Genomic DNA, 26,461 nt, shown 5'->3' with positions numbered 1-26,461 from the left:
GATGGCCCGTTACACCGGCGCGGACTGCAAGCGTTGCCGCCGCGAGAAGACCAAGCTGTTCCTCAAGGGCAGCAAGTGCGACACCCCGAAGTGCCCGATCGAGATCCGGCCCTACCCGCCGGGCGAGCACGGCCGTGGCCGCACCAAGGACTCCGAGTACCTGCTGCAGAAGCGCGAGAAGCAGAAGTGCGCCCGAATCTACGGCGTGCTGGAGAAGCAGTTCCGGGGCTACTACGACGAGGCGAATCGCCGGGCCGGCAAGACCGGTGACGAGCTGCTGAAGATCCTTGAGTCGCGGCTCGACAACGTCGTGTACCGGGGTGGCTTCGCACCCTCGCGGGACGCCGCCCGTCAGGCCGTCCGGCACGGCCACGTCCAGGTGAACGGCCGCAAGGTCGACATCCCCAGCTATCGGATCAGCGAGAACGACATCGTCGAGATCGCGCCGAAGGCCCGGGAGCTCACCCCGTTCATCGTGGCCCGGGAGACCGCGGGTCAGGGTCGGGCCGTTCCGGCCTGGCTGGAGGTGATCCCGAGCCAGCTGCGGATCCTGGTGCACTCGCTGCCGGCGCGGCAGGTGATCGACACTCAGGTGCAGGAACAGCTGATCGTCGAGCTCTACTCCAAGTAGGGTCTGCCGGCGTCGTCCCCGCAGTCAGGGGGCGGAGCACACTGGAGTCCGGGCGGGCCTCCGCCCGGACACCACCCCGTGGGCGGAACGGACCGATGTTCCGCCCACCGGCTCCCGTCAGGGGGCCCGCACCACACGGCGTCATATGGCGGTCGCCGTGGTCGGAAGGACGTTCTCATGTTGATCGCTCAGCGTCCCACCCTCATCGAAGACCCGATCTCCGAGTTCCGTTCACGTTTCGTGATCGAGCCGCTGGAGCCGGGCTTCGGCTACACCCTCGGTAACTCGTTGCGCCGGACCCTGTTGTCCTCCATTCCCGGTGCCTCGGTCACCAGCATCCGCATCGACGGCGTGCTGCACGAGTTCTCCACCGTGCCCGGCGTCAAGGAGGACGTGACCGACCTGATCCTGAACCTCAAGGAACTGGTCGTCAGCTCCGACAACGACGAGCCGACCGTGATGTACCTGCGCAAGCAGGGCCCCGGCGAGGTCACGGCGGCGGACATCGCCCCGCCGGCGGGCGTCGAGGTGCACAACCCCGAGCTGCGGCTCGCCATTCTGAACGACAAGGGCAAGCTCGAGATCGAGCTGACCGTCGAGCGGGGGCGCGGGTACGTCAGCGCGGCTCAGAACAAGCAAGCCGGCCAGGAGATCGGGCGGATCCCGATCGACTCGATCTACTCGCCGGTGCTGAAGGTGACCTACAAGGTCGAGGCCACCCGCGTCGAGCAGCGGACCGACTTCGACCGGCTCATCGTTGACGTCGAGACCAAGCCGTCGATCTCCCCGCGAGACGCGATGGCCAGCGCCGGCAAGACCCTGGTCGGCCTGTTCGGGCTGGCGCAGGAGCTCAACGCCGAGGCGGAGGGCGTCGACATCGGCCCGTCCGCCGCGGACGCGGCGCTGGCGGCCGACCTCGCGTTGCCCATCGAGGAGATGGACCTGACCGTCCGCTCCTACAACTGCCTCAAGCGTGAGGGCATCCACACGATCGGCGAGCTGGTCTCCCGTAGCGAGGCCGACCTGCTCGACATCCGTAACTTCGGGCAGAAGTCGATCGATGAGGTCAAGACGAAGCTGGGCGCGATGGGCCTGCAGCTCAAGGACTCCCCGCCCGGGTTCGACCCGCGCCAGGCCGTGGACACCTACGGCACCGACACGTACAGCCCGTCGTTCTCCGACCCGTCCGACGACGGCGCGGAGTTCGTCGAGACCGAGCAGTACTGACTCTCCACGAGGGCCTCCGCTTCCGGCGGGGGCCCTCGGCGACCCTCCGGTGGCGAGAGCCGCGTCCTTCGGGCGGGCAGCCTGGCTAGGCCGGTGACCAGCAGGACAGTGAAAGGAACGAGGAGCACTCATCATGCCCACGCCAACCAAGGGCGCCCGGCTCGGCGGCAGCCCCGCACATGAGCGGCTGCTGCTGGCCAACCTCGCCACCGCGCTGTTCGAGCACGGCGGCATCACCACCACCGAGGCGAAGGCCAAGCGGCTGCGTCCGTACGCCGAGCGTTTGGTGACCTTCGCCAAGCGGGGGGACCTGCACGCCCGCCGGCGCGTCATGCGCCAGGTACGCGACAACTCGGTCGTGCACACCCTGTTCACCGAGATCGGTCCGCGCTACGCGAACCGGAACGGTGGCTACACCCGGATCATCAAGATCGGCAACCGGAAGGGTGACAACGCCCCGCTGGCCCGGATCGAGCTGGTCGAGGCGCTGACTATCGGCCAGCAGGCCGTCAGTGAGGCCGAGCGGGCGCGGGACACCCGTTTCGAGGCTCGTCGCAAGCCCACCGGCGCCACCGCGGAGGCGGCGGAGGACCTGGCCCAGGAGTCGCCGACCGCGGCTGTTGTGGCAGCCGAGGCCGCGGAGCCGGCAGACACCCCCGCCGAAGGGGCCGCCGGCAAGCCGACGACCGGGCAGGCGGACGACTCCGGTACCGGGGAGGACTCCGGCACCGGGGAGCAGAACTCCGCAAACTGAGATCCGGGCCGAAGGCCGGAATCTTCGGCCTTCGGCCCGGATCTCGCGTCCTGGAGTAGATCCGCGCAGGCCCGCCGCCCATCATGGGCGGCGGGCTTTCGTTTTAGTGCCGTCGCACCGCCGCGTCGTCGCTTGCACGGGGGAGAGACAGATGTCCGATCCGGGAGTTTCCGCGGGACGATGTCCCGCGGGTCGCGAGGCGGCTGCCCGCCGGTGATGACGATGACCGACGGGCTGGTTCGGCTGCGGCTGAACCTCTCCTACGACGGGACGCCGTTCGCAGGATGGGCCCGCCAGCCCGGCCAACGCACCGTGCAGGGCGATGTGGAGGATGCCCTTATGCGGGTGGCGCGGTTGCCGGCGGTACGGCTCACCGTCGCCGGACGGACCGATTCGGGCGTCCACGCCGTCGGCCAGGTAGCGCACGTTGATCTCCCGGACGACGTGCCGCTCGGCGGCCTCGCGCGGCGGCTGAACGGTGTCCTGGACCGGGCCGTGCGGATCATCGGGCTCGCCCCGGCACCGCCCGGCTTCGACGCCAGATTCTCCGCACTCTCCCGCCGCTACGTCTACCGCATCACCGACGCTCCGTATGGAGCCGAACCCCTGCGGCGCTTCGACACCCTGGCCTGGCCTCGTCCGCTCGACGTGCCCGCGATGGCGGCGGCGGCGTTGTTCCTGGTTGGCGAGCATGACTTCGCCGCGTTCTGCCGGCGCCGGGAGGGCGCGACGACCGTCCGCACGCTGCTGCGCCTCGATGTGCTCCGCCGGCCTGACGGGGTCGTCGTGGCCGACGTCGAGGCCGACGCCTTCTGCCACTCCATGGTCCGGGCGCTGGTCGGCGCCCTGCTTGCCGTCGGGGAGGGCCGCAAGCCGCCCCAGTGGCCCGCGGCGGTGCTGCACCGAGGTGTCCGGGACCCTGCCGTCACCGTTGCGCCGGCGCACGGCCTGACGCTGGTGGACGTGCGTTACCCGCCCGATCCTGAGTTGGCCGCCCGGGCCGAGGTCACCCGGGCCGTTCGGATTCCCCCCACGCCGTCCGGTTGAGGGTGGGGCCTGGTCGCCGGTGGGTCAGTGGCGCGGGCCGTGGCCGAGTACTGCTCGGTCTCCGATGGGCTCGGTCGCGAGTGTGCTCAGATCGGTCTGGGCGTTCCGCAGCGCGGGATCGGTCCCTGCTCCCTGGGCGCCGTCGGTGTAGGCGACCTGCGTGTAGATGAGGTAGTGCCCGCGGGTGATCGCGCCCCGCCACGAGTTGTTCCCACCCGGGCCGGTGATCCGCGCGTTCGGAATCGAGTTGGCCGGGACGGGGAGGGGCACGATGCCACCGCGCCCCTGGTTGAGGATGTCCGCGGTGGCGGTGGCGGTGGTGAGCTCGTCGAGGACGAAGACGGTGACGCCGGCCAGCACCTGGCGTCCGCCGTCCCCCGGGGTGCTGAGGAACAGCGTCCGCACCACCTGCCGGCAGCGCCGGTCCTTGAGCTGCGTGACCAGACCACCGGTGAGATCTGGGCAGCCGTTGTCCAGTTTGCGGGCGAGCCGCCGGTAGTTCCGTCCCTCGGCCTCGACCTGCTCGTCGGAGAAGAACTCGTCGGCGGTCACCGGGTCGGAGTCGAGGGTCGCGCTGTTGAGGAAGCCGGCCGGGATTGGTGGGAGCGTCTGCCGGGTGGTGGGCGTCTCGTGCCCGTTGTGCCCGTTGTGCCCGTTGTGCCCGCTGCGCACCGCCACGACCGCGACCGCCGCGACGAGGACGAGGACGGCCCCGGCGACGCCGGCCAGCAACCGCCGAGCGTCGTGGACCCCACGGCCCCCGGCCTGGTCCTGAGTGCTCCGCCCCCACCTCGACGGGTACGCGCCACGGGCGCTCGATGCGGCGGTGGCGGACGGTGCCGACCCGTTGATCGGATCGTCGTCGATCGAATGGATGTCGACCGGATCGCCGTCGCCGAATCCGCCATCAGCCGCGGCGGGTGGGTGGGATTCGCCGGTTTCACCGATGCGGGTGGGACCGCCAGTAACGGCATCTGTGCCGGGGGAGACACCCGGATAGGCCGGCGTGCCCGAGTCCCGTGGACGGGATGCCGGGCGCTCATAGCGGGTCGGACCCGGCTGCGGTACGGATGCGGCGCCGGTCCCGGCTGGCTCCGTGCCCAAGCTCGTGGTGGTCGGGGACGGTGTTATGCCGAGCGGTGTGGTGTTGGGCGCTGTGGTGTCGGGCTGCGTGGTGTCGGGCGGTGTGATCCGCAGGGAGGTCGGCTTCGGCGAGAACGAGTACGTCCGGGATCCCCCGAACAGGGGATCGTCGGCGGGGGGAGTCCAGCCGTCGAGGTCGGGGTGCGGGCCACCTGGGCGGGGAATCGTCACTGCTGTCGGGCCCGTGGTGCCTCCCCGGTCGGCCGGACCGGTTGCCGGACCGCCGCCCTCCGGCGCGCCGGCCGACCGCCGGCCCTCAGCCGGCGCGGGAAACGTCCGATCGTGGCCGGCGCCTCCGGACAGCGGGGTCGGCCCCTCGTGCCCGGGGGCTTCGTGCCCCTCGCGCCCGTCGGATCGCCCGCTGCCCATCTCCGTCATCCTGGTGAGAATAGCCAGCTTGTCGGCGGGATTCAGCGCGGTCAGGTGTCCATGGTCGGTGGCCGGGCCGCCTGCATGTCCGTCTCCCCTGCATGTCCGCACTGCCGGTACTGCCGGTACTCCCGCTTTCCGTGCCCCCCGGGTGGACCGGCCCCCCGGGTGGACCGCTCCGATCGCCTGGTAGTCTCAAAGACTGCTGCGCGTGACACGTTCCGTCTGCGCGCTCCACATTCTTGACGAGATCATTCTTGACGAGATCCGTGAGAGGCCCCTTGGGAGTCTCCTGGCGGGATCGTCCGAACGAGAAGGCAGACCTGTGCGCACGTACCAGCCCAAGCCCGCGGATGTCCAGCGTGTGTGGCACGTCATCGATGCCACCGACGTGGTGCTCGGTCGGCTGGCGACCCAGGCCGCCACGCTCCTGCGTGGAAAGCACAAGCCGTACTTCGCTCCACACATCGACACCGGCGACTTCGTCGTCGTGATCAACGCGGGCAAGGTCGCCCTGAGTGGGAACAAGCGGGAGCAGGCCCAGTACCACCGGCACTCCGGCTTCCCGGGCGGTCTGCGCAGCACCTCCTACGGGGAGCTGCTCGATACCCGTCCGCAGATCATCGTCGAGAAGGCGATCAAGGGCATGCTGCCGAAGAACAAACTCGGCCGAGCTCAGGGGACCAAGCTGAAGGTCTATGCGGGTCCGACCCACCCGCATCAGGCGCAGCAGCCCACCCCATTCGAGATCATCCAGGTCGCGCAGTAGCCGCGGACCTCCTGAGCCGGTCGCCGGGCGGGGTCCTCCCGCCCGGCGGTACCGGCCCCGGGAACCACGCATCAACCGAGGAAGGAACGCGACGTGGCTGTCGTGACCGACGTACAGGGCAATCCCCGCGCCACCGGGCGGCGCAAGGAGGCGGTCGTCCGGGTGCGTCTGCTCCCGGGGACCGGGCAGTGGACGCTCAACGGGCGCACGCTTGAGCAGTATTTCCCGAACAAGGTGCACCAGCAGCTCGTCAACGAGCCGCTCAAGGCACTGGATCAGACGGAGTCGTACGACATCGTCGCCCGGCTGCACGGTGGCGGCGTCTCCGGGCAGGCCGGTGCGCTGCGGCTCGCCCTCGCCCGCGCGTTGACGCTGGCGGAGGAGGAGTCCCGGCCTACCCTGAAGAAGGCCGGCTTCCTGACCCGTGACGCTCGGGTCAAGGAGCGTAAGAAGTACGGGCTCAAGAAGGCCCGCAAGGCTCCGCAGTACAGCAAGCGCTGACCTTGGATCCCCTTCGCGGGCGTGCCCCTGGAGGCGCGCTCCTGGAGGGGATCGGTGCCACCGGTGCCCCCCTCGGTCTCCGCCACGATCTTCGACAAGGGAGACCTCAATGGTGAGGCTCTTTGGCACCGACGGCGTCCGAGGTGTCGCCAACATCGATCTGACCGCGGAGCAGGCGTTGTCGCTGGCTTCCGCGGCGGTCGAGGTTCTCGCTGGGCCGAACCGGGCGAGTGGGCCCTCCGGGTCCGGTAAGCCGGTAGTGGTCGTCGGCCGGGACACGCGGCCCTCCGGGGAGTTCCTGGAGGCCGCGGTGGTCGCCGGGCTCGCAGCCTCCGGTGCCGACGTGGCCCGGATCGGGGTGGCACCCACGCCCGCGGTGGCTTACGCCGTCGCAGCCAGCGGCGCGATGTTCGGTGTCATGCTCTCCGCCAGCCACAACCCGATGCCGGACAACGGCATCAAGCTGTTCGCCGCCGGCGGCCTCAAACTGCCCGACGAGGTCGAGGACGCCATCGAGCGGCGGATGGCCCTACCTCCGAGCCGCCGTCCCGTCGGCGCCGACGTCGGTCGGGTCCACGACGAACCGGTTCTCCTCGACCGGTATGCGGCGCATCTGCTGGCCACGCTGCCGGTGCCGCTCGACGGCCTGCGGGTCGTCGTCGACTGTGCCCAGGGCGCCGCCTCCGCCTTGGCCCCTCGGGTGCTGCGGGCGGCCGGAGCCGATGTCGTCGCGCTGCACGCCGACGGCGACGGGACAGCGATCAACGACGGCAGCGGTGCCACCCATCTCGACAGCCTGCGTGCCGCGGTCGTGGCGTACGGTGCCGACGTCGGCATCGCCCATGACGGCGACGCGGACCGTTGCCTCGCCGTGGACGCGACCGGTGAGGTCGTCGACGGCGACCAGATCCTGGCGATGTGTGCTCTGGCGCTGGCCGAGCGGGGTGAGCTGGTCGACGACACGGTGGTGGTCACCGTGATGTCGAATCTGGGCTTTCACCACGCGATGCGGGAGGCCGGTATCACCGTCGTCACCACACCCGTCGGGGACCGGTACGTGCTGGAGGCGATGCGCGCCGGAGGCTACGTGCTCGGCGGTGAGCAGAGCGGGCACGTGGTGTTCCTGGACTACGCGACGACCGGCGACGGGTTGTTGACGGCGTTGCGGATCCTGGGCCGGGTCGCCGAGACCGGACAACCGCTCGGCGAGCTCACCAAGGCGATGACCCGGTTGCCCCAGGTGTTGGTGAACGTGCGTGGCGTCGACCGGACACAGGTGGACACCAATGAGGAACTGCTGCGGGCCGTCGCCCTGGCCAAGGCGGAACTCGGTGACGAGGGTCGGGTGCTGCTGCGGTCGTCCGGCACCGAACCCCTCGTGCGGGTGATGGTCGAGGCGGGCACCGACGCCGCCGCGCGGGCGGTCGCACAGCGGCTCGCCGCCGTCGTGCGCACCGCGTTGCCGTCGTCGTGCGCACCGCGTTGCCGCCGGCGCGCTGACCGATCCCGTCGCTGACCGGTCCCGCCGCGGCCACAAGCGGACACCTTGCCCCGAGCGTCCCCCGGTACGCTCTCACCTCCGGGAACCTGCGTACGCTGAGCCGCATGTGCGGGATCATCGGTTACGTCGGCGACCAGGCGGCACTGGATGTCGCATTGAACGGTCTGCGGCGGTTGGAGTACCGGGGTTACGACTCGTCGGGTGTCGCCGTGGTCGGCGCCGGGGCACTGCGGACGGCGCGTCGTGCCGGCAAGCTGTCCAACCTCGAGAAGCTGCTCGCCGAGAATCCGGATTCCAGGCCGATGCCCGGCACCACCGGCATGGGGCATACCCGGTGGGCCACGCACGGTGGACCGACCGACGCGAACGCCCATCCGCACACCGACTGCACCGGCGCCATCGCCGTCATCCACAACGGGATCATCGAGAACTTCGCCGCATTGCGGGTCGAGCTGGAGACGGTCGGCCACGAGCTCGCCAGTGAGACCGACACGGAGGTCGTCGCCCATCTCCTCGAAGTCGAGCTTGCTGGTGCCGGCGCTGGTGCCGACCGCGGGTACGACGGGGGCGCGCATCCGCTGACCGCCGCGCTGCGACGGGTCTGCCGGCGGCTGGAAGGCGCGTTCACCCTGGTCGTGCTGCACCGCGACTTCCCGGAGGTGGTTGTCGGGGCCCGGCGCAACAGCCCGCTAGTCGTGGGGCTCGGTCAGGGGGAGACCTTCCTCGCCAGCGACGTCTCGGCCTTCATCGCCCACACCCGGGAGGCGCTGGAGATCGGGCAGGATCAGGTGGTCGAGGCTCGCCGGGACGGCGTGACGGTGACCGACTTCGGCGGCCAGATCATCGAGGGCCGGCGGTACCACGTCGACTGGGATGCCAGCGCCGCCGAGAAGGGCGGCTACCCGTACTTCATGCTCAAGGAGATCAGCGAGCAGCCGACCGCCCTGGCAGACACGCTGCGCGGTCGGCTTTCCGCCGATGGTGCGATCGTGCTCGACGAGGAGCGGCTGTCTGTCCAGGATTTCCGGGACGTGGACAAGGTCTTCATCGTCGCCTGCGGTACCGCCTACCACGCCGGCCTCATCGCAAAGTACGCGATCGAGCACTGGACCAGGCTGCCCTGCGAGGTCGAGATGGCCTCGGAGTTTCGCTACCGCGACCCGATGCTCGACCGGTCCACCCTCGTCATCGCGATCAGCCAGAGCGGCGAGACGCTGGACACGCTGATGGCGGTCAAACACGCGCGCGAGCAGAAGGCACGGGTGCTGGCCATCTGCAACACCAACGGTTCTACGATCCCTCGGGAGTCCGATGCGGTGCTGTACACCCGCTGCGGCCCGGAGGTGGGGGTCGCGTCCACCAAGACCTTCCTCGGGCAGGTCGCCGCGTGCCTTCTCGTTGGCCTGTTCCTGGCCCAGGTGCGCGGCGTGCTCTACGGCGACGAGGTCGCTGCGTACGTCGAGCGGCTCCAGCGTATGCCCGAGCTGATCGAACGGACGCTGGGAACGGTCGAGCCGGTGCGGGAGCTCGCCCGTGCCTTGGCCGACGCGAGGGCGGTGCTCTTCCTCGGTCGTCATGTGGGGTACCCGGTGGCCCTGGAAGGGGCCCTCAAGCTCAAGGAACTCGCCTACATGCACGCCGAGGGGTTCCCGGCAGGGGAGCTCAAGCACGGGCCGATCGCGCTCATCGAGCCCGGCCTGCCGGTGTTCGTCGTTGTGCCGTCCCCACGGGGTCGTGCGAACCTGCACGGAAAGATCGTTTCCAACATCCAGGAAGTCCGGGCGCGTGGCGCCCGCACGATCGTGATCGCGGAAGAGAGCGACACCGCCGTCGAACCGTTCGCCGATCATCTCATCCGCGTGCCCGCGACCGCGTCGCTGTTCGCGCCCCTGGTCACGACGCTACCGCTGCAGGTCTTCGCGTGCGAGCTGGCGCTTGCGCGCGGCCTCGATGTCGATCAGCCGCGTAACTTGGCGAAGTCGGTCACAGTCGAATAAGCCCCTCCCCACACGGCGCCTTCGGCGCAGTGTGGGGACCCCTGGCATCGGGCGGCGTACCGGCGCGGCGGGGCTGGGCTCGGGCCTGCCTGGTCAGGTGGACGGCGTCGCTCCGTGCTGACGGCCGTGCCAGGCGACCGTCGCCTCCCACAGCGCATCGGCGACGGCGTTGTCGTCGGCGGCGTCGAGCAGGGTCTCGACGAGTTCGGCGCGAGGGGCGCGGCTGAGGAAGACGCGCATCGCGGCGTGGACCGGGTCGTCGGTGAAGAGGGTCTCCTCACCGAGGATCGCGCCGTCCTCCCCCTCGATGTCCTCGTCGTCCTCGGCGAGTCCCGCCGAGCCGGTGGCCACGAGGGCGACCGCGACCGCATGCCGGCAGAACGAGCCGGTGGATCCCTCGGTGCAGGTACAGCCCGTCCGTGGCCCGTCGTCGGCCGCCTCCAGGCGGACCTCGTACGAACCGTCGTCGTCCACCGTGCCGGATGCGTTGGTGGGGCGGATGCGGAGTTGTTCGACTCGACCGAGAAGGGCCAGATTCACCCCTTCTATGAAGACGTCGGTGCCGGCGTGCTGTGCGCAGGCACGTTCCTCGAAGGCTGCCTCGAGCGGGGTGACGGCGTCTCCGCCGTGCCCGTTCTCCCCGGACCCCGAAATGATCACTGCTCAATCCTACGGAATTCGCGCGGTTCGGGGATGCCTAGGCGAGTAGGTCTTGTTGTCGATTGCATCGCGATATATCGTGAGCCTACGTGATGAGGTGTGAGCGGATGGCTCCGGTCGCGCCGACCCGAAGGGAATGATCGTGGTTTCACAGATGATGTCGGGCCCATGGGGCCGCTGGGGATGCGAGGCCGGGTTCGGCCCGTCCCGGCTGCGGGACTTCTTCGAGGCGGTGAGCGCCTGGGGGGAGTGTGGTGGCCGGTCGGAGGCGGTGGCCGGCGAGCAGGACCACTCCGAGAGCGGTCGCGCCGGCCGTGGTGAGCACGGCGGGCATCGTGAGCACGGCGGGCACGGAGGAGGCGGGCCGAGAGGCCGCCGGGGCGGACCGGGCTGGCCGTTCGGCGGCTTTCCCGGCCCGGGGTTCGGTCTGGGGTTCGGCGGCCCCGGTTTTGGCGGTCCCGGCAGCTTCGGCCGTGGGCCGAAGGTGGGGCGGGGTGACGTCCGGGAGGCGCTGCTCGCGCTGCTGGCCGAGGAGCCCATGCACGGCTACCAGATGATCCGTGAGCTCGCGGAGCGTAGTGGTGGCATCTGGCGGCCGAGCCCGGGGTCGGTCTACCCGGTCCTGTCGCTGCTGGCCGACGAGGGGCTCGTGCGCGCGGAGGAGGCGGAGGGCAAGCGAGTCTTCCATCTCACCGACGCCGGGCGGGCGCACGTCGAGGCACGCGCAGGGGGGCGCAAGCCGTGGGAGACTGCCGCGGCGGCGGTCGATGACGATCTCACCAGTTTGCGAACGCTGGCGTTCGCCGTCGGTGCGGCCATCGTCCAGGTGGCCCAGGCCGGAGACGAAGCGCAGATCGCCGCGGCGCGGTCCCTGCTCGCCGAGACCCGCCGTGGTCTCTACCGGATCCTCGCCGGGGACGATGTCGAGCCCCCGATGAGACCGGAGGGTGCCGCCACGGGTACCGGCGCGGACAAGGGCCGCACCGCTCCCGATGGTGGCAGCAAGGACGACGGCAACGGCGGATCGGCCCCGGGGCGGGCTGCGACGCGCTGATCGACGAAGCGTTGATCAGCGGGGCGCGGGCGCCTCGGCGAGGTGGGCGTGAACCGGCTAGCGGGGACCTCACCGGCCGTCCCGGTGCCGACGGCGGGGTAACACCGCGTTTGTGGGAACCTTCCCAGGTGGCGGTGGTGGGCGTCGGCGTGGACGTGGTGGATGTTGACTGGTTCGCCGTGACGCTGGCACGCACGCCGGGCATCGCGATGAGGCTGTTCACCGCGACCGAACGGAGCCTCGCCCGGCCCGAGCGGTTGGCCGCCCGGTTCGCGGCGAAGGAGGCGGTCGCCAAGGTTCTCGGCGCACCCCCCGGTCTCGAGTGGCACGACACCGAGGTGGTTCTCGGTACCGGGGGGCGACCGTCGTTACGGATTATCGGCACGGTGGCCGCCGCGGCGGCCCGGCTCGGCATCGCGTCCTGGCATCTCTCGCTCACCCACGACGGCGGCGTGGCCGTGGCGATGGTCGTTGCCGAGACCTGAGCACGGTCGGGTCCGGTGGGCCCGTGCCGGCCTGTCGGGCGCCCGCGGATCGGAGCGGGGCAGCATGTCGGCATGCGCAATGCCCATACGGTTGAACAGGTTCGAGGTGCCGAGGCGCCGCTGCTCGCCTCGCTGCCCCCCGGCGCTCTGATGCAGCGGGCGGTGCACGGGCTCGTCGCGCACGCCGCACGACGCCTCGGGCGGGTCTACGGTGCCCGCGTCGTCGTGCTCGCCGGCGGTGGCGACAACGGTGGTGACGCCCTCTGGGCCGGAGCGCGGCTGGCCGCCCGAGGGGCGCGGGTTGATGCGGTGGCACCCGGCCGCACCCATCCGGAAGGCACCGCCGCCCTGCTCGCGGCCGGTGGTCGACTGCACCATCCGGGTCCGGTGGTGGGCGGGGGCGGTCCGGCGGGTGCGGGGCAGCCGATCGACGATGAGCGGCTGCGTATTCTGTTCGCCGCCGCCGATCTGGTGCTGGACGGGTTGCTCGGCATCGGTGGCCGGGGCGGGCTGCGCGAGCCGTACGCCCGGCTCGCCGCTCTGGCGCCCCCCGAACGGACGGTGGCGGTCGACGTCCCCAGCGGGGTGGACGCGGATACCGGGGCCGTCGCGGGGCCGGCGGTCCGGGCGAGCAGTACCGTCACCTTCGGTACCCGCAAACGCGGCTTGTGGCTCATGCCCGGTGCCGCCCACACCGGTCCCGTCGAGCTGGTCGACATCGGACTGAACCTGCCTGAACCCGACCTGTGCGCTCTCGACGATGCCGACGTTGCCGCGGCGCTGCCCGTTCCCAGCCCGAGGGCGTCCAAGTACAGTCGCGGGGTCCTTGGCCTCGTTGCCGGCAGCGGCGCCTATCCGGGCGCCGCGGTGCTCGCGGTCGGCGGCGCGCTGCGCGGCGGCGCCGGGTATCTGCGGGTAGTGACCGAGGGGCACGCTGAGAAGGCCGAGGGCGAGGCCGTCGGCGCGGTCGTGAGCAGGGCCGGCGATTTCGTGCGGATGTCGCATCCCGAGGCCGTCGTGACCGCCATCGAGGCCGGTGACGCCGACGCGATGCTGGCCGCTGGCCGGGTCCAGGCCTGGGCGATCGGCCCGGGCCTGGCGCCGGGACCCGCGGTCCGTACCTTGCTGACGGCGTTGCTGGCGACGGACCTTCCGGTCCTGGTCGACGCGGGAGGCCTCGACCCGCTTGCCGCGATCATCGCGGCGCGGCCCGCTGCCGTCGCCGAGCGGGCGGCGCCGGTGCTGATCACACCGCATGAGGGCGAGTTCCAGCGGTTCGTCTCGGTCGCCCTTGGCGGGGATGCGCAGACCACCGCCGCCGAACTCGCCGACGATCGGCTCGCCGTTCTCCGGCGGGCCGCGGCGGCGACGGGAGCGGTGATCCTGCTCAAGGGCGCCCGCACGCTCGTCGTGCGGCCGGATGGATCGGCGCTGGTCAACACGACCGGATCGGCATGGCTGGGGACCGCCGGGACCGGTGACGTGCTGACCGGCCTGATCGGGTCGCTGCTCGCCGCCGGGCTCGCCCCGGCGACGGCCGGGGCGGTCGGCGCCTATCTGCACGGCCGGGCCGCCGAGCGGGCCCCCGTGCCGCTGGCAGCGAATGATCTGCCCGCCATCCTGCCCCAGGTCATCGGCGACCTGCTCGACCAGCGACGGATGCCACGCGGAGTAGCGTGACGGCGTGACCGAACAGCGGGCCGATCCTCCTGCCGGGAATGATCTTCGTTCCTATGCCGCCATCGATCTCGACGCGGTCCGCACGTCGGTGGCCGCCCTCGTCGCCCGGGCAGGCGACGCCGCCACCATGGCGGTCGTCAAGGCTGACGGCTACGGCCATGGCATGATCCCGTGCGCGCGGGCGGCCCTGGAGGGCGGGGCCACCTGGCTCGGCACGGCGTTCCTCGAGGAGGCGCTCGCCCTGCGCGCGGCCGGGTTCACCGTCCCGGTGCTGTCCTGGCTCGCGGCGCCCAGTGAATCGTTCGCCGCCGCCATCGCCGCGGATGTCGACCTGTCCGCGTCCGCGGGCTGGGCGCTCGAGGAGACCGCCGCGGCGGCCCGGCGGACCGGCCGTACCGCCCGGGTGCACCTCAAGGCGGACACGGGCCTCGGCCGGGCGGGAGCCACGGAGGCCGACTGGCCGGCGCTGTGCGACGCCGCGGCGGCACTCGAGGCCGAGGGCGTGATCGAGGTGATCGGCGTGTGGAGCCACTTCGCGTTCGCCGATGCCCCCGGGCATCCCACGGTGCAGGGTCAGATCGGGCGTTTCCGGGATGCGATCGACATCGCCACGAAGGCGGGGCTACACCCATCCGTGCGGCATCTGGCGAACTCGGCGGCCACCCTGGTCAGCCCGGAGGCGCATTTCGACCTGGTCCGACCGGGAGTGTCCGTTTACGGACTGTCCCCGGGCCCGGAGGTCGGGCCGCCGGCGGCCTTCGGTCTGCGCCCCGCGATGACGCTGACGACGCACGCCGCGTTGACCAAGCGGGTACCGGCGGGAACCGGCGTCTCCTACGCGCACCGGTACACGACAACACGCGAGACGACGCTCGCCGTGGTGCCGCTGGGCTACGCCGACGGCATCCCCAGGTCCGCGACGAACACCGCGGAGGTGCTGTTCGGCGGGCGGCGCCGCCGCATCGCCGGCACGGTCTGCATGGATCAGTTCGTCCTCGATGTGGGTGACGACCAGGTGGCGGCCGGCGACGAGGTGCTGCTCTTCGGCCCCGGTGACCGCGGCGAACCGACCGCGGACGACTGGGCTGCGGCGCTGGGCACCATCAACTACGAGATCGTCAGCCGGGTCGGGGCTCGGGTCCCCCGCCGCTACGTCTGATGACAGCCCGTCGGGCGGCCTCTCGGGCGGCGCCGGACGAGTCGAAGATGCGGGATGCGGGCTCAGCCGCAGCCGCCGGGGCCGCAGGCACCGCCGGAACCGTGACCGCCGGTGGGCGACACGTGGCCGCCGAGCGAGCCGCGCTCCATCCGCCGACGCACGGGGCGGGAGACGGCGGCCTCGCGCTCGGCCTCCTCGAGGCGGGAACGGGTAGTCAGTGTCAGCATCACCGGCCCGGCCGACACCGGAGCCGGAGCCGCGGCGCCGGGGCCCTCGGCCGGCTCGGTGTCGTCCGGCACCCCCAGCGCGGCGGCGCGCTCCGGGCCCGTCAGACGACGGCCGGCGCTCGCCGGGATGTCCTTGCTCCTGTGCCACCTCAGCCGCACGATCTCCGCCTCCGGTCCACACCCGCTGATCGATCTGATCCCACCGGATCCGCCCGCTCCCGGCTTCTCGATCCAGTCGATCCAGCCGGGGGCGGCACTTCCACGGTAGTCGGCCCGCTCCCACCCGGTCCGGCGGGCGTCGGCGCTGTGGCCTACGCCCGGCTTGTCTTCTTCACGATATTTGTCGTCTTCACGACGCCCGGTGCCGTCGCGACGCGTCGCACCGGCGTGGATCCGGTGCCGTGGGGCGGGGCCCATCCCCTAGACTCGGCCCGGAGTCGTGACTGGCGCATCGAGGTGGAACTGACCACCGGGGAGCGATCGAGCGGAACGGTGCCGCGCGCCTGGGCACCCCCGGCCGGATCAGACCTGCCGGAGGTCAAGGTGCATCAACCACCGATTCCCCACCTCGCCGTCGCCGATCCCGAACTCGCCGGTCTCGTCGAGGCCGAAGCCACGCGCCAGTTCTCGTCGATCAGGCTGATCGCGTCGGAGAACTACGTCTCTACCGCGGTGCTGGAGGCGTCCGGCTCCGTGCTGACCAACAAGTACTCCGAGGGCTACGTCGGTCGGCGTTACTACGAGGGCCAGCAGGTCATCGATCCGATCGAGACGCTTGCGGTCGACCGTGCCAAGGCGCTGTTCGGGGTCGAGCACGCCAACGTCCAGCCGTACTCGGGTTCCCCGGCGAACCTCGCCGTCTATCTGGCCTTCGCCGAGCCAGGGGACACCGTGATGGGCCTGTCGTTGCCGATGGGCGGCCATCTGACCCACGGCTGGAGCGTCTCCGCGACCGGCACGTGGTTCCGCAGCGTCCGGTACGGCGTGCGCGCCGGCACCGGCCGCATCGACCTGGACGAGGTGCGCGACCTCGCCCTGGCCGAGCGTCCCAGGATTATTTTCTGCGGCGGTACGGCGATCCCGCGGACGATCGACTTCCCGGGGTTCGCCGCGATCGCGCGGGAGGTCGGGGCGGTGCTCGTCGCGGACATCGCGCACATCGCCGGGCTGATCGCGGGCGGGGCACACCCCTCGCCGGTGGGGCACGCCCCGGTGATCTCCACCACCACGCACAAGACGCTGCGCGGCCCGCGCGGGGCGATGCTCCTCTCCGACGCCGAGCACGCCACCGCGATCGACAAGGCGGTGTTCCCAGGCCTGCAGGGCGGGCCGCACAACCACACCACCGCGGCGATCGCCGTCGCCCTGCGCGAGGCGGCGGCACCCGCGTTCCGCGACTACGCGCACGCGGTCGTGGCGAACGCCCGCGCGCTGGCCGAGGCCCTGGTGGAGCGGGGCTTCGACCTGGTCACCGGCGGTACCGACAACCATCTGATCCTGATCGACCTGACCGGCAGGGACATCGGCGGCAAGCCCGCGGCCCGGGCGCTCGACCAGGCCGGGATCGAGCTGAACTACAACGCGGTGCCCTTCGACCAGCGCAGGCCCTTCGACCCGTCCGGTATCCGACTGGGAACCGCCGCCATCACCACCCGCGGCCTGGGCGCCGGTCACATGCCGGTGCTCGCCGGCTGGATCGACGATGTCGTCAAGGCCGCCGTGGCCGGCGACACCGCGACCATCACCCGGGTCCGGGAGCAGGTCACCGAGCTGACCGCCGCCTTCCCGATGCCGGGCTTCGCCTGAGCACGGGATCCGCGTACAGGCCCGGTAAGCGGCCCCGGCTGACGCCCCCCACGTCCCGGCCGGGGGCCCGTCGGCCGGCGTGGCCGGGTGCATCATCGGTGCAGAAGAGGCACCGAGGAGAGGTGGCGCCGATGGCGAAGACCGTGGGTGCGATCGCGGGTTCCCGCTCGGCTCGGGCCACGGGGTCGCTCGGGGTGGTCGGTGCCGCTGCCGTCGCGGCGGGCCTGGTCGCCGAGCGGCGGATGATCCGCCGTCGGCGTGGGATGGCCGATCTCGCGTCCGACGCGCGGATCGAGCCGATCAGGGGTTGGGTCACCACCGTGATCGCGGGGGACGGTATTCCGCTGTACATCGAGGAGATCGGCCCGTCGGACGCCCCGGTGACGCTGGTGTTCGTCCACGGGTTCTGCGTCACGGCCGATTCCTGGATCCTGCAGCAGCGGGCGCTCACGGACCTCGGCCGGATGGTCTTCTATGATCAGCGGGCGCATGGGCGTTCCGGGCCGTCCGAGGTCAAGAACTGCACCATCGACGTACTCGCCGACGACCTCTTCCGAGTGATCACCGAGCGGGTCCCCCGGGGGCCGATCATCCTGGTGGGCCATTCGATGGGCGGCATGACGGTGCTGGGTCTGGCCGACACCCACCCGGAACTGTTCGATGACCGCATCGTCGGGGTGGCCCTGCTCGCCACCAGCGCCGGTGAGCTGGCCCGGCTGACCTTCGGGCTGCCGGCGTCGGTGACCGGGGTGGTGCGCCGCGTTCTGCCGGGTTTCGCGGTCGGTATGCGGCACGCGCCGAGCCTGCTCGAACGTGCCCGGCGGCGGGGCAGCGACCTGTCGTGGGAGCTGACGCGGCGCATCGGGTTCGGATCGACCGAACTACCGCCGTCGGTGGTCTCCTTCCTGGAGACCATGGTCGCGGACACCCCGATCCCGGTCATCGCGGCGTTCCTGCCCACCCTGCTCGACCACGATCGGCTCGTGGCGGCCGAGCGGCTGGCGGAGATCCCGACCGTGCTCATCGTCGGGGACGCCGACCTGATGACCCCGCTTGCCCACAGCCGCACCCTGGCGGAGGTGTTGTCCCGGGCGGAGCTCATCGTCGAGGAGGGCGCCGGGCACGCCATCATGTTGGAACGCCCGGACGTGGTGAACGCCGCCATCCGGGAGATGGCACGGCAGGCGATGGTGCCACGCGCCATGCCGCGCCCGCGGTCGGCACGGGCCGACCGGTCGGCGCCGGCACAGACCGGTCGGTCGGGACGGACCGGTCGGTCGGGGTCGGCACGGGCCGGTCGGTCGGCACGGTCCGAGACATTCTCCGTCTCCCCACGCGGGCCCCGGAGCGAGGCGACGACGGAAGGCACATGAACACGGTCGAGGTATCCACGGCGGAGCGCATGCGGGAGTTCGGGGCCTGGTTGGCCGCCCTGCTGCGACCCGGGGACCTGCTCGTGCTCTCCGGCCCGCTTGGCGCGGGCAAGACGGTCCTGGCCCAGGGGATCGCGGCCGGGCTGGGCGTGCGGGAAACGGTCACCTCGCCGACGTTCGTGCTGGCCCGGATCTACCCGGACGGGCGGATTCCCCTCGTGCACGTGGACGCCTACCGGCTCGGTGGGGTCGCCGAGGTCGACGATCTCGACCTCGACGCCGACGTCGACACCTCGGTCACCGTGGTCGAGTGGGGCGTCGGTCTTGTGGAACGTCTCACGCAGGATCATTTGGAGATCGTGATCTCCCGGCCACGTGCCGACGAGGTCGGGGAGACTCGGATAGTCCGCCTCGTCCCGTCCGGGGCCAGCTGGATCGAACGGCTGCGCGCACGTGCGCCGGTGAGTTGAGACTCCCCGCATCGACCCGCCGCGCGCGGCGTGACATCGGTGGCATCGTGGTGGTGGAGCGGGTGCCCGCCGTGGTCGGCGAGGCGATCCGTAGTCTGGACGAGTGCTGGTGATGGCTCTTGACACATCCACGGCAGCGTGCTCGGTCGCGCTTGCCGAGCTGACGTCGTCCGACCCCGCGCGGCCGGTGAGTGGGACGGGTGGCGAGCGCGCCGCGCTCGGGGTGCACGTGTGGCCGCGAGCGGTCATGGTCACCGTCGACGCCCGCCGCCACGGGGAGTTGCTGGCGTCGTCGATGCGCGCGGTGCTCGCCGAGGGGGGTGCCCGCCCCACCGATCTCGACGTCGTGGTCGTGGGCGCCGGTCCCGGGCCGTTCACCAGTCTGCGGGTTGGGATGGTGACCGCCGCCGCCTTCGCTGACGCACTGGGCGTGCCGGTGCACGGGGTGTGCTCACTGGATGCCATCGGTGCCGCCACCGGCGGCTCCGTCGCCGTCGTGACGGATGCCCGTCGGCGCGAGGTCTTCTGGGCCTGTTACCGCGACGGGGTGCGGGTCGGCGATCCGGCCGTTGGCCGTCCGGCCGACGTCGTCCGGTTCCTGCGCGGCCTCGGTGTCGACCGCGTCGTCGGCCCGGGAACGGTGCTCTACCCGGAGATCTTCGTCGAACTCGCCGCGGCCGCAGCCGGTACCACGGCCGGGGAGGCGCCCGCGCCCGGCGCAGGCCAGGCGGACGACGGCTATCCCCGGCCAGAGCTGCTCGTCGGTCTCGCCGGGGCCGACGTGCTGGCCGGGCGCGCTCCCCAGCCCCTCGTCCCGCTCTACCTGCGGCGGCCGGACGCGACCGAACCGCATACACCGAAGCCGGTCACGGTTTGACGCAGCCGCGATCACACCCTACCGGTCCGGATGGGCCGGATCTGCTCCTCGTTCCAATGCGCTGGTGGCACGTGGCGATGGTCGCCGAGCTGGAGCAGACGGTATTCGACATCGATCCGTGGACGGCCGAGCTGTTCTGGTCCGAACTCGCGCAGGGCGAGCAGCGACGGTACCTGACGGCGCTGTGGCGTCCACAGGGCGTCCCGACGCACGACACGTCCGCGATCGTCGGTTATGCGGGGCTGGCGCTCGCCGAGGACGGCGCCTACATCCAGACGATCGGCGTTGTGCCCCGGATGCGCGGGCGGGGGGTGGGCGCCCGTCTGATGATCGCCCTGCTGCGTGACGCCCGGCGGGCGGGTGCCCGCAGCTGCGGGCTGGAGGTCCGCACCGACAACCAGGCGGCCCGCGCCCTCTACAGCCGGCTCGGTTTTGTCGACATTGGGCTGCGTCGCGGTTACTACCAGCCTTCCGGCGGAGATGCCTACGTGATGCGGGTCCGGAAGATCGACACCATTGGTTACGCGGAGCTGCTCGACCGCGTCGAGGCGACGTTGCTCATCACCTCTCGGGCCGAGCCCTGACCTGTTCGAACCGCCAGGCACGCGGATCGCCGTTCGTCAGCTCGGCCGGTGGCTCCGGCAGCGGGCAGCGGGTGTCCCCGGTAGTCTGCGCGGACGTGCCCGCATCGGGCGGCGTCCGCAGCATGATGACGATGAGATCCTCGCCCCGTTGGCTGCTGACGTAGACCTCGCCGTCTCGCTCCGCAAGCGCATCGATCGCCCAGTCCCGCAGGCCGCCCGCCCGGCCGGCCGCCGCCTTGGCCTCCCACATCCAGATCATGTCCTCATGGTGCCCCATGTCCCCGTGCGCTCATGTGCTCATGGGCCCCGTGGCGCCGGGCGCCGACCGGTGGGAGCGGGCCGCCGCGAAGGGGGCCGGGTCTTGGCCAGGGGTCGGCTCGGGACGACCTGAATTCCCGCCGTCTTGTCAGATCCGACCGTCTTGGTTGACGTCTGCGGCGCGGGTGCTAAGTTGGCACTCGGCACATGAGAGTGCCAGCGACAACAGGCGCCTGTTCACCCGCGACGGCAGGCCGCCAGGGTCGCTCTCTCATCCAGCGCAGGAAGGGGGAGGTCGATCGTGACGACCGCCACCAAGGTTGCTATCAAGCCTCTCGAGGACCGTATCGTCGTGCAGCCCTCCGACGCGGAGCAGACCACCGCGTCCGGGATCGTGATTCCGGACACGGCGAAGGAGAAGCCCCAGGAGGGTATCGTTCTCGCGGTCGGCCCGGGTCGGTTCGAGGACGGCAAGCGCGTCCCGCTCGACGTCAAGGTCGGCGACGTGGTGCTCTACAGCAAGTACGGCGGCACCGAGGTCAAGTACTCGGGCGAGGAGTACCTCGTGCTCTCCGCTCGCGACGTTCTCGCGATCATCGAGAAGTAGGCCGCTCGCCGGTAGCACTAAGGGGCGCGTCCCGCTGGCGGCCGCCCGGTTCCCGCCGGGCCCGCCGGCGGGGCGCGCTCCTGCTGTTTTCCACCGGTATTCGGTGTCGGGAGGACAACCAGGTATGCCGAAGATTCTGACGTTCAACGAGGACGCCCGCCGCGCGCTCGAGCACGGGGTGAACGCCCTGGCCAACGCGGTCAAGGTGACGATCGGCCCGCGTGGTCGCAACGTCGTCATCGACAAGCACTACGGCGCCGCGACGATCACCAATGACGGGGTGACGATCGCGCGCGAGATCGAGCTGGAGGACCCCTACGAGAACCTGGGTGCCCAGCTCGCGAAGGAAGTCGCCACCAAGACCAACGACGTGGCTGGCGACGGCACCACGACGGCGACCGTGCTAGCCCAGGAAATGGTGCGCTTCGGTCTCAAGCAGGTGACCGCGGGGGCCGCCCCACTGGCGCTGAAGCTGGGCATCGAGGCCGCCGTCGAGGCCGTCTCCGCGGCCCTGCTGAAGCAGGCCATCGAGGTCAACTCGAAGGAGACCATCGCCCAGGTCGCCGCCATCTCCGCTCAGGACTCGCAGGTCGGGGAACTGATCGCCGAGGCGATCGACAAGATCGGCAAGGATGGCGTCATCACGGTCGAGGAGAGCCAGACCCTCGGGCTGGATCTTGAATTGACCGAGGGCATGCAGTTCGACAAGGGCTACATCTCGCCGTACTTCGTCACGGACGCCGAGGCCCAGGAGGCCGTGCTTGAGGACGCCTACGTCCTGCTCTACCCGGGCAAGATCTCGGCGCTGAACGAGATCCTGCCCGTGCTGGAGCAGGTCGTCCAGGAGCGCAAGCCGCTGCTGATCATCGTCGAGGAGGTCGAGGGCGAGGCCCTGTCCACCCTGGTGGTGAACTCGATCCGCAAGACCTTCCAGGTCGTCGCGGTCAAGGCTCCCGGGTTCGGGGACCGCCGCAAGGCACTGCTGCAGGACATTGCCGTGCTTACCGGCGGCCAGGTGGTGGCCTCGGAGGTCGGTCTCTCCCTCGATGCGGTGACGTTGGCCGACCTGGGCCGGGCCCGGCGGGTCACGGTGGACAAGGACAACACCACCATCGTCGACGGGGCTGGCGAGGCCTCCTCGATCGCAGATCGGGTGCGTCAGCTCAAGCAGGAGATCGAGGTCAGCGACTCCGACTGGGACCGCGAGAAGCTGCAGGAGCGGTTGGCCAAGCTCGCCGGTGGGGTCGCGGTCATCCGCGTCGGCGCCGCCACCGAGGTGGAGCTCAAGGAGAAGAAGCACCGCCTCGAGGACGCCGTGTCGGCCACCCGCGCGGCCATCGAGGAGGGCATCATCGCCGGCGGCGGTTCCGCGCTCACCCACGTGGCGTCCGTGCTCGACGACGGGCTTGGCCGTACCGGGGACGAGCTCGCCGGGGTACGGATCGTGCGCTCCGCGCTCGACGCCCCGCTGTCGTGGATCGCGCGCAACGCTGGTCTGGAGGGCGCGGTCATCGTCTCCAAGGTCAAGGAGCTCGAGCCGGGTCGTGGGTACAACGCGGCCACCGGCGAGTACACCGATCTGATCGCGGCCGGCGTCGTCGACCCGGTCAAGGTCACCCGGTCGGCGGTGGCGAACGCCGCCTCGATCGCGGCTCTGCTCATCACCACCGAGGGTCTGGTCGTCGAGAAGCCGGCGGAGCCCGCTCCCCAGGACGGCCGCGGCCACGGGCACGGGCACAGTCACCCGCAGGGCCCGGGTTTCTGACCGGATCGGCGTCGTGGGGCCTCGCCGGGTGCGGCCCGGCCCCCGGGCCCCGGTACGTCCGGAGCCCGGTCGGTCCTTGATGATCGACCGGGCTCCGGCGCGTTGGGTCGCTGCCGCGTCGGGTCGCTGTCGGGTCGCTCACCCGTCGTGGGTGGTCCAGGAGACCAGGACCGGCTATCCCGACCCGTCCGCCTATCGGCCCCTGGTCGCCCTCTCTCAGCAGGCCGGTGCGAGTCCGGGCCGGGCCGGGGTGCGTCTCGTGGCCCCCCGCCGGGAGCGGCCGGTGAGGATCGCATCCCGTTCGGACTCGCTCAGCCCGCCCCATACGCCATAGGGCTCCCGGGCGGTCAGCGCGTACTCACCGCAGGCGCGGATGACTGGGCAGCGGGCGCAGACCGCCTTGGCCGCGGCCTCACGGGCGGCTCTGGCCGGCCCCCGTTCGCCCTCCGGGTGGAAGAAGAGCTCCGTGCTCTCACCACGGCACGCCCCGTGCAGCTGCCATTCCCACTTCTCCGCGCCGGGGCCTGGAAGTCGTCGGACGTCGGTCATCGATCTGAGCCCCCTTTCGACCTGAGCGGCAAGCGCCGCCACTTCACCGTAGTACCGGGTCACCCTCTGAGTGATCTTGAAATTTCACCCGGGTGAGCCCGCGTCACGGGTCGTTCCGCCCGGCCGTTGCACGGTCGGGAAGTCCCTGGATGTCCAGGGATCTCAGGCGGATCAGGGTCCGAGTCGGCCGCGGGACTTCCGGCCGGCGCCGTGTTCCGTCATGGCTGACCGACCGCGCCGGATCCGCAGGTCCGGCGGAACTTTTGTTGACGGTCGAACGCCTACCCCGGTGGTCGGCTGGTCACACGGCCTGAGCGGGAATTAGCGTGGCCACCGCCGGCCGCGCTCCGTCGGCGCGCAGCATCCACCCCGGCCGGGTGTCCGGTCAGGCGGCGACGCGAGTCCGCCTCAGCGCGAGTCCGCCTCCGAGGCGGCGGATGCCTCGTAGATCCCGTCGGCGAAGCCGCGGGCGTAATCCCAGCTGACGTAGCACGACGGGTCCGGCGCGAACGCCGGCTCGTGGACTCTCGTCCGCCCCTCGTTGAGAAGGTTGCGCAGGTTGCCAGCCAGCAGGTCCCAGTCGAAGAAGTGGGGCTCGGCGCAGCCCTCGCAGTCGACGACAAGGCCGCGGTAGCCGCGCGGCTCGAGCAGCGTGCGGAAGACGTCGAGGTCTCCCAGCTCGGCGAGGACTTCCTCCCGCTCGTGCAAGGACAGCGGTTCGAGCAGGTCGAGGTCGTCAACGGAGTCGAGGCGCGCGAGCTCGGCAGCCGGATCCTCGGGGTCGCCCGCGAAGGGGTCGACAGGCTCGTCGCTCACGACGACCACGCTACGCTTGCCCGGACTGCTTAGTGGTCCCGATCCGGAGTCTCGGCACCGATGTGCGGCGCTCTGGACATAGTCCGTCGCGGTCGGTCCGCTGTTCTGCTGGGCGCGCGGGTCCCGATCAGGCCCGGTGGGCGGCGCTGTGGTATAGAAAAATGTTATCCATGGCGATGTCGGTCACGGGCGATGTCGGTCACGCCGGAACCGCCGATATGTGCCGGTGACCTCTACGATGGAGTCTGTGCCGCCGCTCGGTGCCCGGTTCTGGTAGTAGGTATACTTTTCCGCCGTTGCGCGCGACCCGTCGCTCCAGGACGGCGGGCGGGGCTCGTGCCGCGGCGTCGGTCTGGGTCCGCGGCCTCGGTCAACGCGGAATGGAAGGTGCCATGAACGGTCCCCTCGCCACCGATTTCACGTTGCCGGCCGGGGTGGGCACCCACGTCGGCGCGCGTCCCGACCTGCTGGGGGCCGATGCCGCCGCGGTACCGCCGAAGCTGGCGATGCTCGGGCTGACCTTCGACGACGTGCTGCTGCTTCCGGCCGCCTCCGACCTGGTACCGGCGGAGGCGGACACGACGACCCGCCTGTCGCGGAGCATCGATCTCGCCGTGCCGTTGGTGTCGTCGGCCATGGACACGGTGACCGAGGCCCGCATGGCCATCGCGATGGCGCGCCAGGGCGGGGTCGGGGTACTGCATCGCAACCTCTCGATCGACGAGCAGGCGCAGCAGGTCGACATGGTGAAGCGTTCCGAGTCCGGGATGATCACCGCACCGGTGACCTGCGGGCCCGACGCCACCTTGGAGGACGCGAACGTCCTCATGGCGAGGTACCGGATCTCGGGTGTCCCGGTGACGGAATCCGACGGCCGGCTGGTCGGCATTGTGACGAACCGGGACATCCGCTTCGAGCGGGACTACTCGCGTCGAGTGCAGGACGTCATGACCCCGATGCCGCTGATCACTGCACCGGTGGGCGTCTCGCCGGAGGACGCGCTCGCCCTGCTCCGCCGCCACAAGGTCGAGAAGCTGCCGATCGTGGACGAGCGTGATCGGCTGCGCGGTCTGATCACAGTCAAGGACTTCACCAAGCGGGAGCAGTACCCGCACGCCACCAAGGACACCGATGGCCGGCTGATGGTCGGCGCCGCCGTCGGTGTGGGGGAGGACGCCTACAAGCGCGCCCAGGTCCTCGTCGCCGCCGGGGTCGACTTCCTCGTCGTGGACACCGCGCACGGGCATCATCGAGCCGTGCCCGACGTGGTGCGCCGGATCAAGACCGACATGCCGACCGGGGTGGACGGCCGGCCGCTCGACGTGATCGGTGGCAACGTGGCGACCGGGGCCGGTGCGGCGGCGCTGATCGCGGCCGGGGCGGACGCCATCAAGGTCGGGGTCGGGCCCGGCTCGATCTGTACCACCCGGGTGGTGAGCGGCGTCGGCGTCCCCCAGGTCACGGCCATCTACGAGGCATCGCGCGTCGCCCGGGAGCACGGTGTGCCGGTGATCGGAGACGGCGGCCTGCAGTACTCGGGTGACATCGCGAAGGCCATCGCCGTCGGCGCCGACACGGTCATGCTGGGCAGCCTGCTGGCCGGTGTCGACGAGAGCCCAGGAGAGTTGATCTTCATCAACGGCAAGCAGTACAAGGCTTACCGGGGCATGGGCTCGCTCGGCGCCATGCGTAGCCGCGGCAGCGCGCGGTCGTACTCGAAGGATCGGTACTTCCAGGACGACGTGCTCTCCGATGACAAACTGGTTCCCGAGGGCGTCGAGGGCCAGGTGCCCTATCGGGGTCCACTGGCGGCCGTGGCCCATCAGCTGGTCGGCGGTCTGCGGGCGGCGATGGGCTACACCGGCTCGCCCACCATCCGGCGGATGCAGGACGAGGCGCAGTTGATCCGTATTACCTCGGCGGGGCTGATCGAGAGTCACCCCCACGACATCCAGATGACCGTCGAGGCGCCGAACTACAACTCCGCGCGCTGACGCCGTCGCGCCGCGCGACCGACCAGGCCGTCGCCGGGCCGTCCCCAGGCCGGTGACGGCCGTCGCGTCTCGTGCGCGGTCATCTGGTCATCTGGTCATCTGGTCACCGGGATGTTCGGTCAGTCGTGGAGCAGATACGTCGGTTTTCCGGTCGGCAC

At 71.0% G+C, this 26,461-nt stretch carries 26 protein-coding genes and 1 riboswitch; of the genes, 20 read left to right on the top strand and 6 right to left on the bottom strand.

What is annotated here, in order from left to right:
* The first annotated feature begins 1 nt into the window (after nt 1).
* The 4 genes from rpsD to truA all read left to right on the top strand — a co-directional run bounded on the left by rpsD (nt 2) and on the right by truA (nt 3,659).
* Entirely contained in the window at nt 2-631 is a 630-nt protein-coding gene (gene rpsD, locus ACY5KJ_RS00205) for a 30S ribosomal protein S4 (protein WP_011435062.1), read from the top strand.
* 177 nt (nt 632-808) lie between these two features.
* Nucleotides 809-1,858 (top strand): DNA-directed RNA polymerase subunit alpha, encoded by a 1,050-nt coding sequence (locus ACY5KJ_RS00200; protein ID WP_462202431.1) that lies wholly within the window; start codon nt 809-811, stop codon nt 1,856-1,858.
* A gap of 133 nt (nt 1,859-1,991) precedes the next feature.
* Nucleotides 1,992-2,612 (top strand): 50S ribosomal protein L17, encoded by a 621-nt coding sequence (rplQ, locus tag ACY5KJ_RS00195; RefSeq protein ID WP_462185706.1) that lies wholly within the window; start codon nt 1,992-1,994, stop codon nt 2,610-2,612.
* A gap of 222 nt (nt 2,613-2,834) precedes the next feature.
* Nucleotides 2,835-3,659 (top strand): tRNA pseudouridine(38-40) synthase TruA, encoded by an 825-nt coding sequence (gene truA, locus ACY5KJ_RS00190; protein ID WP_462202429.1) that lies wholly within the window; start codon nt 2,835-2,837, stop codon nt 3,657-3,659.
* A 24-nt stretch (nt 3,660-3,683) separates the two neighbouring features.
* On the opposite strand, the gene ACY5KJ_RS00185 is transcribed toward truA, so the two are convergent.
* A complete protein-coding gene (locus ACY5KJ_RS00185; protein WP_462202427.1) occupies nt 3,684-4,973 on the bottom strand; it encodes a hypothetical protein in 1,290 nt (429 codons plus the stop codon).
* A 523-nt stretch (nt 4,974-5,496) separates the two neighbouring features.
* Here ACY5KJ_RS00185 and rplM point away from each other — a divergent pair.
* The 4 genes from rplM (at nt 5,497) to glmS (ending at nt 9,939) form a co-directional block, all read left to right on the top strand.
* Nucleotides 5,497-5,940: a 50S ribosomal protein L13 gene (rplM, locus tag ACY5KJ_RS00180; protein ID WP_011435067.1), complete on the top strand. Its 444-nt coding sequence runs from the start codon at nt 5,497-5,499 to the stop codon at nt 5,938-5,940.
* Between the two features lie 93 nt (nt 5,941-6,033).
* Nucleotides 6,034-6,441, top strand: coding sequence for a 30S ribosomal protein S9 (gene rpsI / locus ACY5KJ_RS00175; RefSeq protein ID WP_462185709.1), 408 nt, complete (start codon nt 6,034-6,036; stop codon nt 6,439-6,441).
* A gap of 109 nt (nt 6,442-6,550) precedes the next feature.
* Nucleotides 6,551-7,957, top strand: coding sequence for a phosphoglucosamine mutase (glmM, locus tag ACY5KJ_RS00170; protein ID WP_462185710.1), 1,407 nt, complete (start codon nt 6,551-6,553; stop codon nt 7,955-7,957).
* 89 nt (nt 7,958-8,046) lie between these two features.
* Entirely contained in the window at nt 8,047-9,939 is a 1,893-nt protein-coding gene (glmS, locus tag ACY5KJ_RS00165) for a glutamine--fructose-6-phosphate transaminase (isomerizing) (RefSeq protein WP_462202424.1), read from the top strand.
* Nucleotides 9,940-10,032: 93 nt separating this feature from the next.
* Here the strand turns inward: glmS and ACY5KJ_RS00160 are convergent, their stop codons facing one another.
* Nucleotides 10,033-10,599 carry an SWIM zinc finger family protein gene (locus tag ACY5KJ_RS00160; protein WP_462185712.1) on the bottom strand — a complete coding sequence of 189 codons (567 nt, stop codon included), beginning with the start codon at nt 10,597-10,599 and terminating at the stop codon, nt 10,033-10,035.
* 136 nt (nt 10,600-10,735) lie between these two features.
* Here ACY5KJ_RS00160 and ACY5KJ_RS00155 point away from each other — a divergent pair, with 136 nt between their 5' ends.
* The 4 genes from ACY5KJ_RS00155 (at nt 10,736) to alr (ending at nt 14,977) form a co-directional block, all read left to right on the top strand.
* The gene (locus ACY5KJ_RS00155; RefSeq protein ID WP_462202423.1) at nt 10,736-11,653 is read left to right on the top strand and encodes a PadR family transcriptional regulator; all 918 of its coding nucleotides are present in this window, start codon (nt 10,736-10,738) and stop codon (nt 11,651-11,653) included.
* A gap of 128 nt (nt 11,654-11,781) precedes the next feature.
* Nucleotides 11,782-12,138, top strand: a complete 357-nt coding sequence (locus tag ACY5KJ_RS00150; RefSeq protein WP_462185714.1) for a holo-ACP synthase — start codon at nt 11,782-11,784, stop codon at nt 12,136-12,138.
* Nucleotides 12,139-12,210: 72 nt separating this feature from the next.
* Nucleotides 12,211-13,818 carry an NAD(P)H-hydrate dehydratase gene (locus ACY5KJ_RS00145; protein WP_462185715.1) on the top strand — a complete coding sequence of 536 codons (1,608 nt, stop codon included), beginning with the start codon at nt 12,211-12,213 and terminating at the stop codon, nt 13,816-13,818.
* 4 nt (nt 13,819-13,822) lie between these two features.
* Nucleotides 13,823-14,977, top strand: a complete 1,155-nt coding sequence (alr, locus tag ACY5KJ_RS00140) for an alanine racemase (RefSeq protein ID WP_462185716.1) — start codon at nt 13,823-13,825, stop codon at nt 14,975-14,977.
* Between the two features lie 62 nt (nt 14,978-15,039).
* Here alr and ACY5KJ_RS00135 read toward each other — a convergent pair whose 3' ends face one another.
* Nucleotides 15,040-15,621: a hypothetical protein gene (locus ACY5KJ_RS00135; RefSeq protein WP_462202421.1), complete on the bottom strand. Its 582-nt coding sequence runs from the start codon at nt 15,619-15,621 to the stop codon at nt 15,040-15,042.
* A 12-nt stretch (nt 15,622-15,633) separates the two neighbouring features.
* Nucleotides 15,634-15,720, top strand: a riboswitch (ZMP/ZTP riboswitch).
* A 27-nt stretch (nt 15,721-15,747) separates the two neighbouring features.
* Here ACY5KJ_RS00135 and ACY5KJ_RS00130 point away from each other — a divergent pair.
* The 5 genes from ACY5KJ_RS00130 to rimI all read left to right on the top strand — a co-directional run bounded on the left by ACY5KJ_RS00130 (nt 15,748) and on the right by rimI (nt 20,314).
* Nucleotides 15,748-17,010 carry a serine hydroxymethyltransferase gene (locus ACY5KJ_RS00130; RefSeq protein ID WP_462185750.1) on the top strand — a complete coding sequence of 421 codons (1,263 nt, stop codon included), beginning with the start codon at nt 15,748-15,750 and terminating at the stop codon, nt 17,008-17,010.
* 131 nt (nt 17,011-17,141) lie between these two features.
* The gene (locus tag ACY5KJ_RS00125) at nt 17,142-18,383 is read left to right on the top strand and encodes an alpha/beta fold hydrolase (protein ID WP_462185718.1); all 1,242 of its coding nucleotides are present in this window, start codon (nt 17,142-17,144) and stop codon (nt 18,381-18,383) included.
* The gene (gene tsaE / locus ACY5KJ_RS00120; RefSeq protein WP_462185719.1) at nt 18,380-18,853 is read left to right on the top strand and encodes a tRNA (adenosine(37)-N6)-threonylcarbamoyltransferase complex ATPase subunit type 1 TsaE; all 474 of its coding nucleotides are present in this window, start codon (nt 18,380-18,382) and stop codon (nt 18,851-18,853) included. The genes ACY5KJ_RS00125 and tsaE overlap by 4 nt, the downstream gene beginning before the upstream one ends.
* 112 nt (nt 18,854-18,965) lie before the next feature.
* Nucleotides 18,966-19,730, top strand: coding sequence for a tRNA (adenosine(37)-N6)-threonylcarbamoyltransferase complex dimerization subunit type 1 TsaB (tsaB, locus tag ACY5KJ_RS00115; RefSeq protein ID WP_462202448.1), 765 nt, complete (start codon nt 18,966-18,968; stop codon nt 19,728-19,730).
* Complete coding sequence (gene rimI / locus ACY5KJ_RS00110) at nt 19,727-20,314, top strand: ribosomal protein S18-alanine N-acetyltransferase (RefSeq protein WP_462185722.1); 588 nt, start codon at nt 19,727-19,729, stop codon at nt 20,312-20,314. The genes tsaB and rimI overlap by 4 nt, the downstream gene beginning before the upstream one ends.
* On the opposite strand, the gene ACY5KJ_RS00105 is transcribed toward rimI, so the two are convergent.
* The gene (locus ACY5KJ_RS00105) at nt 20,292-20,591 is read right to left on the bottom strand and encodes a hypothetical protein (protein WP_462185723.1); all 300 of its coding nucleotides are present in this window, start codon (nt 20,589-20,591) and stop codon (nt 20,292-20,294) included. The genes rimI and ACY5KJ_RS00105 overlap by 23 nt on opposite strands.
* A gap of 279 nt (nt 20,592-20,870) precedes the next feature.
* Between ACY5KJ_RS00105 and groES the strand changes: the two genes are divergently transcribed.
* Nucleotides 20,871-21,179: a co-chaperone GroES gene (gene groES / locus ACY5KJ_RS00100; protein WP_035729604.1), complete on the top strand. Its 309-nt coding sequence runs from the start codon at nt 20,871-20,873 to the stop codon at nt 21,177-21,179.
* A 124-nt stretch (nt 21,180-21,303) separates the two neighbouring features.
* Nucleotides 21,304-22,944: a chaperonin GroEL gene (groL, locus tag ACY5KJ_RS00095; RefSeq protein ID WP_462185724.1), complete on the top strand. Its 1,641-nt coding sequence runs from the start codon at nt 21,304-21,306 to the stop codon at nt 22,942-22,944.
* A gap of 216 nt (nt 22,945-23,160) precedes the next feature.
* On the opposite strand, the gene ACY5KJ_RS00090 is transcribed toward groL, so the two are convergent.
* Together ACY5KJ_RS00090 and ACY5KJ_RS00085 are read right to left on the bottom strand one after the other, a co-directional pair.
* The gene (locus tag ACY5KJ_RS00090) at nt 23,161-23,493 is read right to left on the bottom strand and encodes a WhiB family transcriptional regulator (RefSeq protein ID WP_462185725.1); all 333 of its coding nucleotides are present in this window, start codon (nt 23,491-23,493) and stop codon (nt 23,161-23,163) included.
* Between the two features lie 408 nt (nt 23,494-23,901).
* Nucleotides 23,902-24,318 (bottom strand): DUF5319 domain-containing protein, encoded by a 417-nt coding sequence (locus ACY5KJ_RS00085; protein WP_462185726.1) that lies wholly within the window; start codon nt 24,316-24,318, stop codon nt 23,902-23,904.
* Nucleotides 24,319-24,701: 383 nt separating this feature from the next.
* Between ACY5KJ_RS00085 and guaB the strand changes: the two genes are divergently transcribed.
* Nucleotides 24,702-26,303 (top strand): IMP dehydrogenase, encoded by a 1,602-nt coding sequence (guaB, locus tag ACY5KJ_RS00080; protein ID WP_462185727.1) that lies wholly within the window; start codon nt 24,702-24,704, stop codon nt 26,301-26,303.
* Nucleotides 26,304-26,461 lie beyond the last annotated feature (158 nt).

The organism is Frankia sp. CcWB3, from assembly GCF_977927595.1.
The sequence above is the reverse complement of the archived record's forward strand: the minus strand, read 5'-3'. Positions and strand labels throughout refer to the sequence as shown.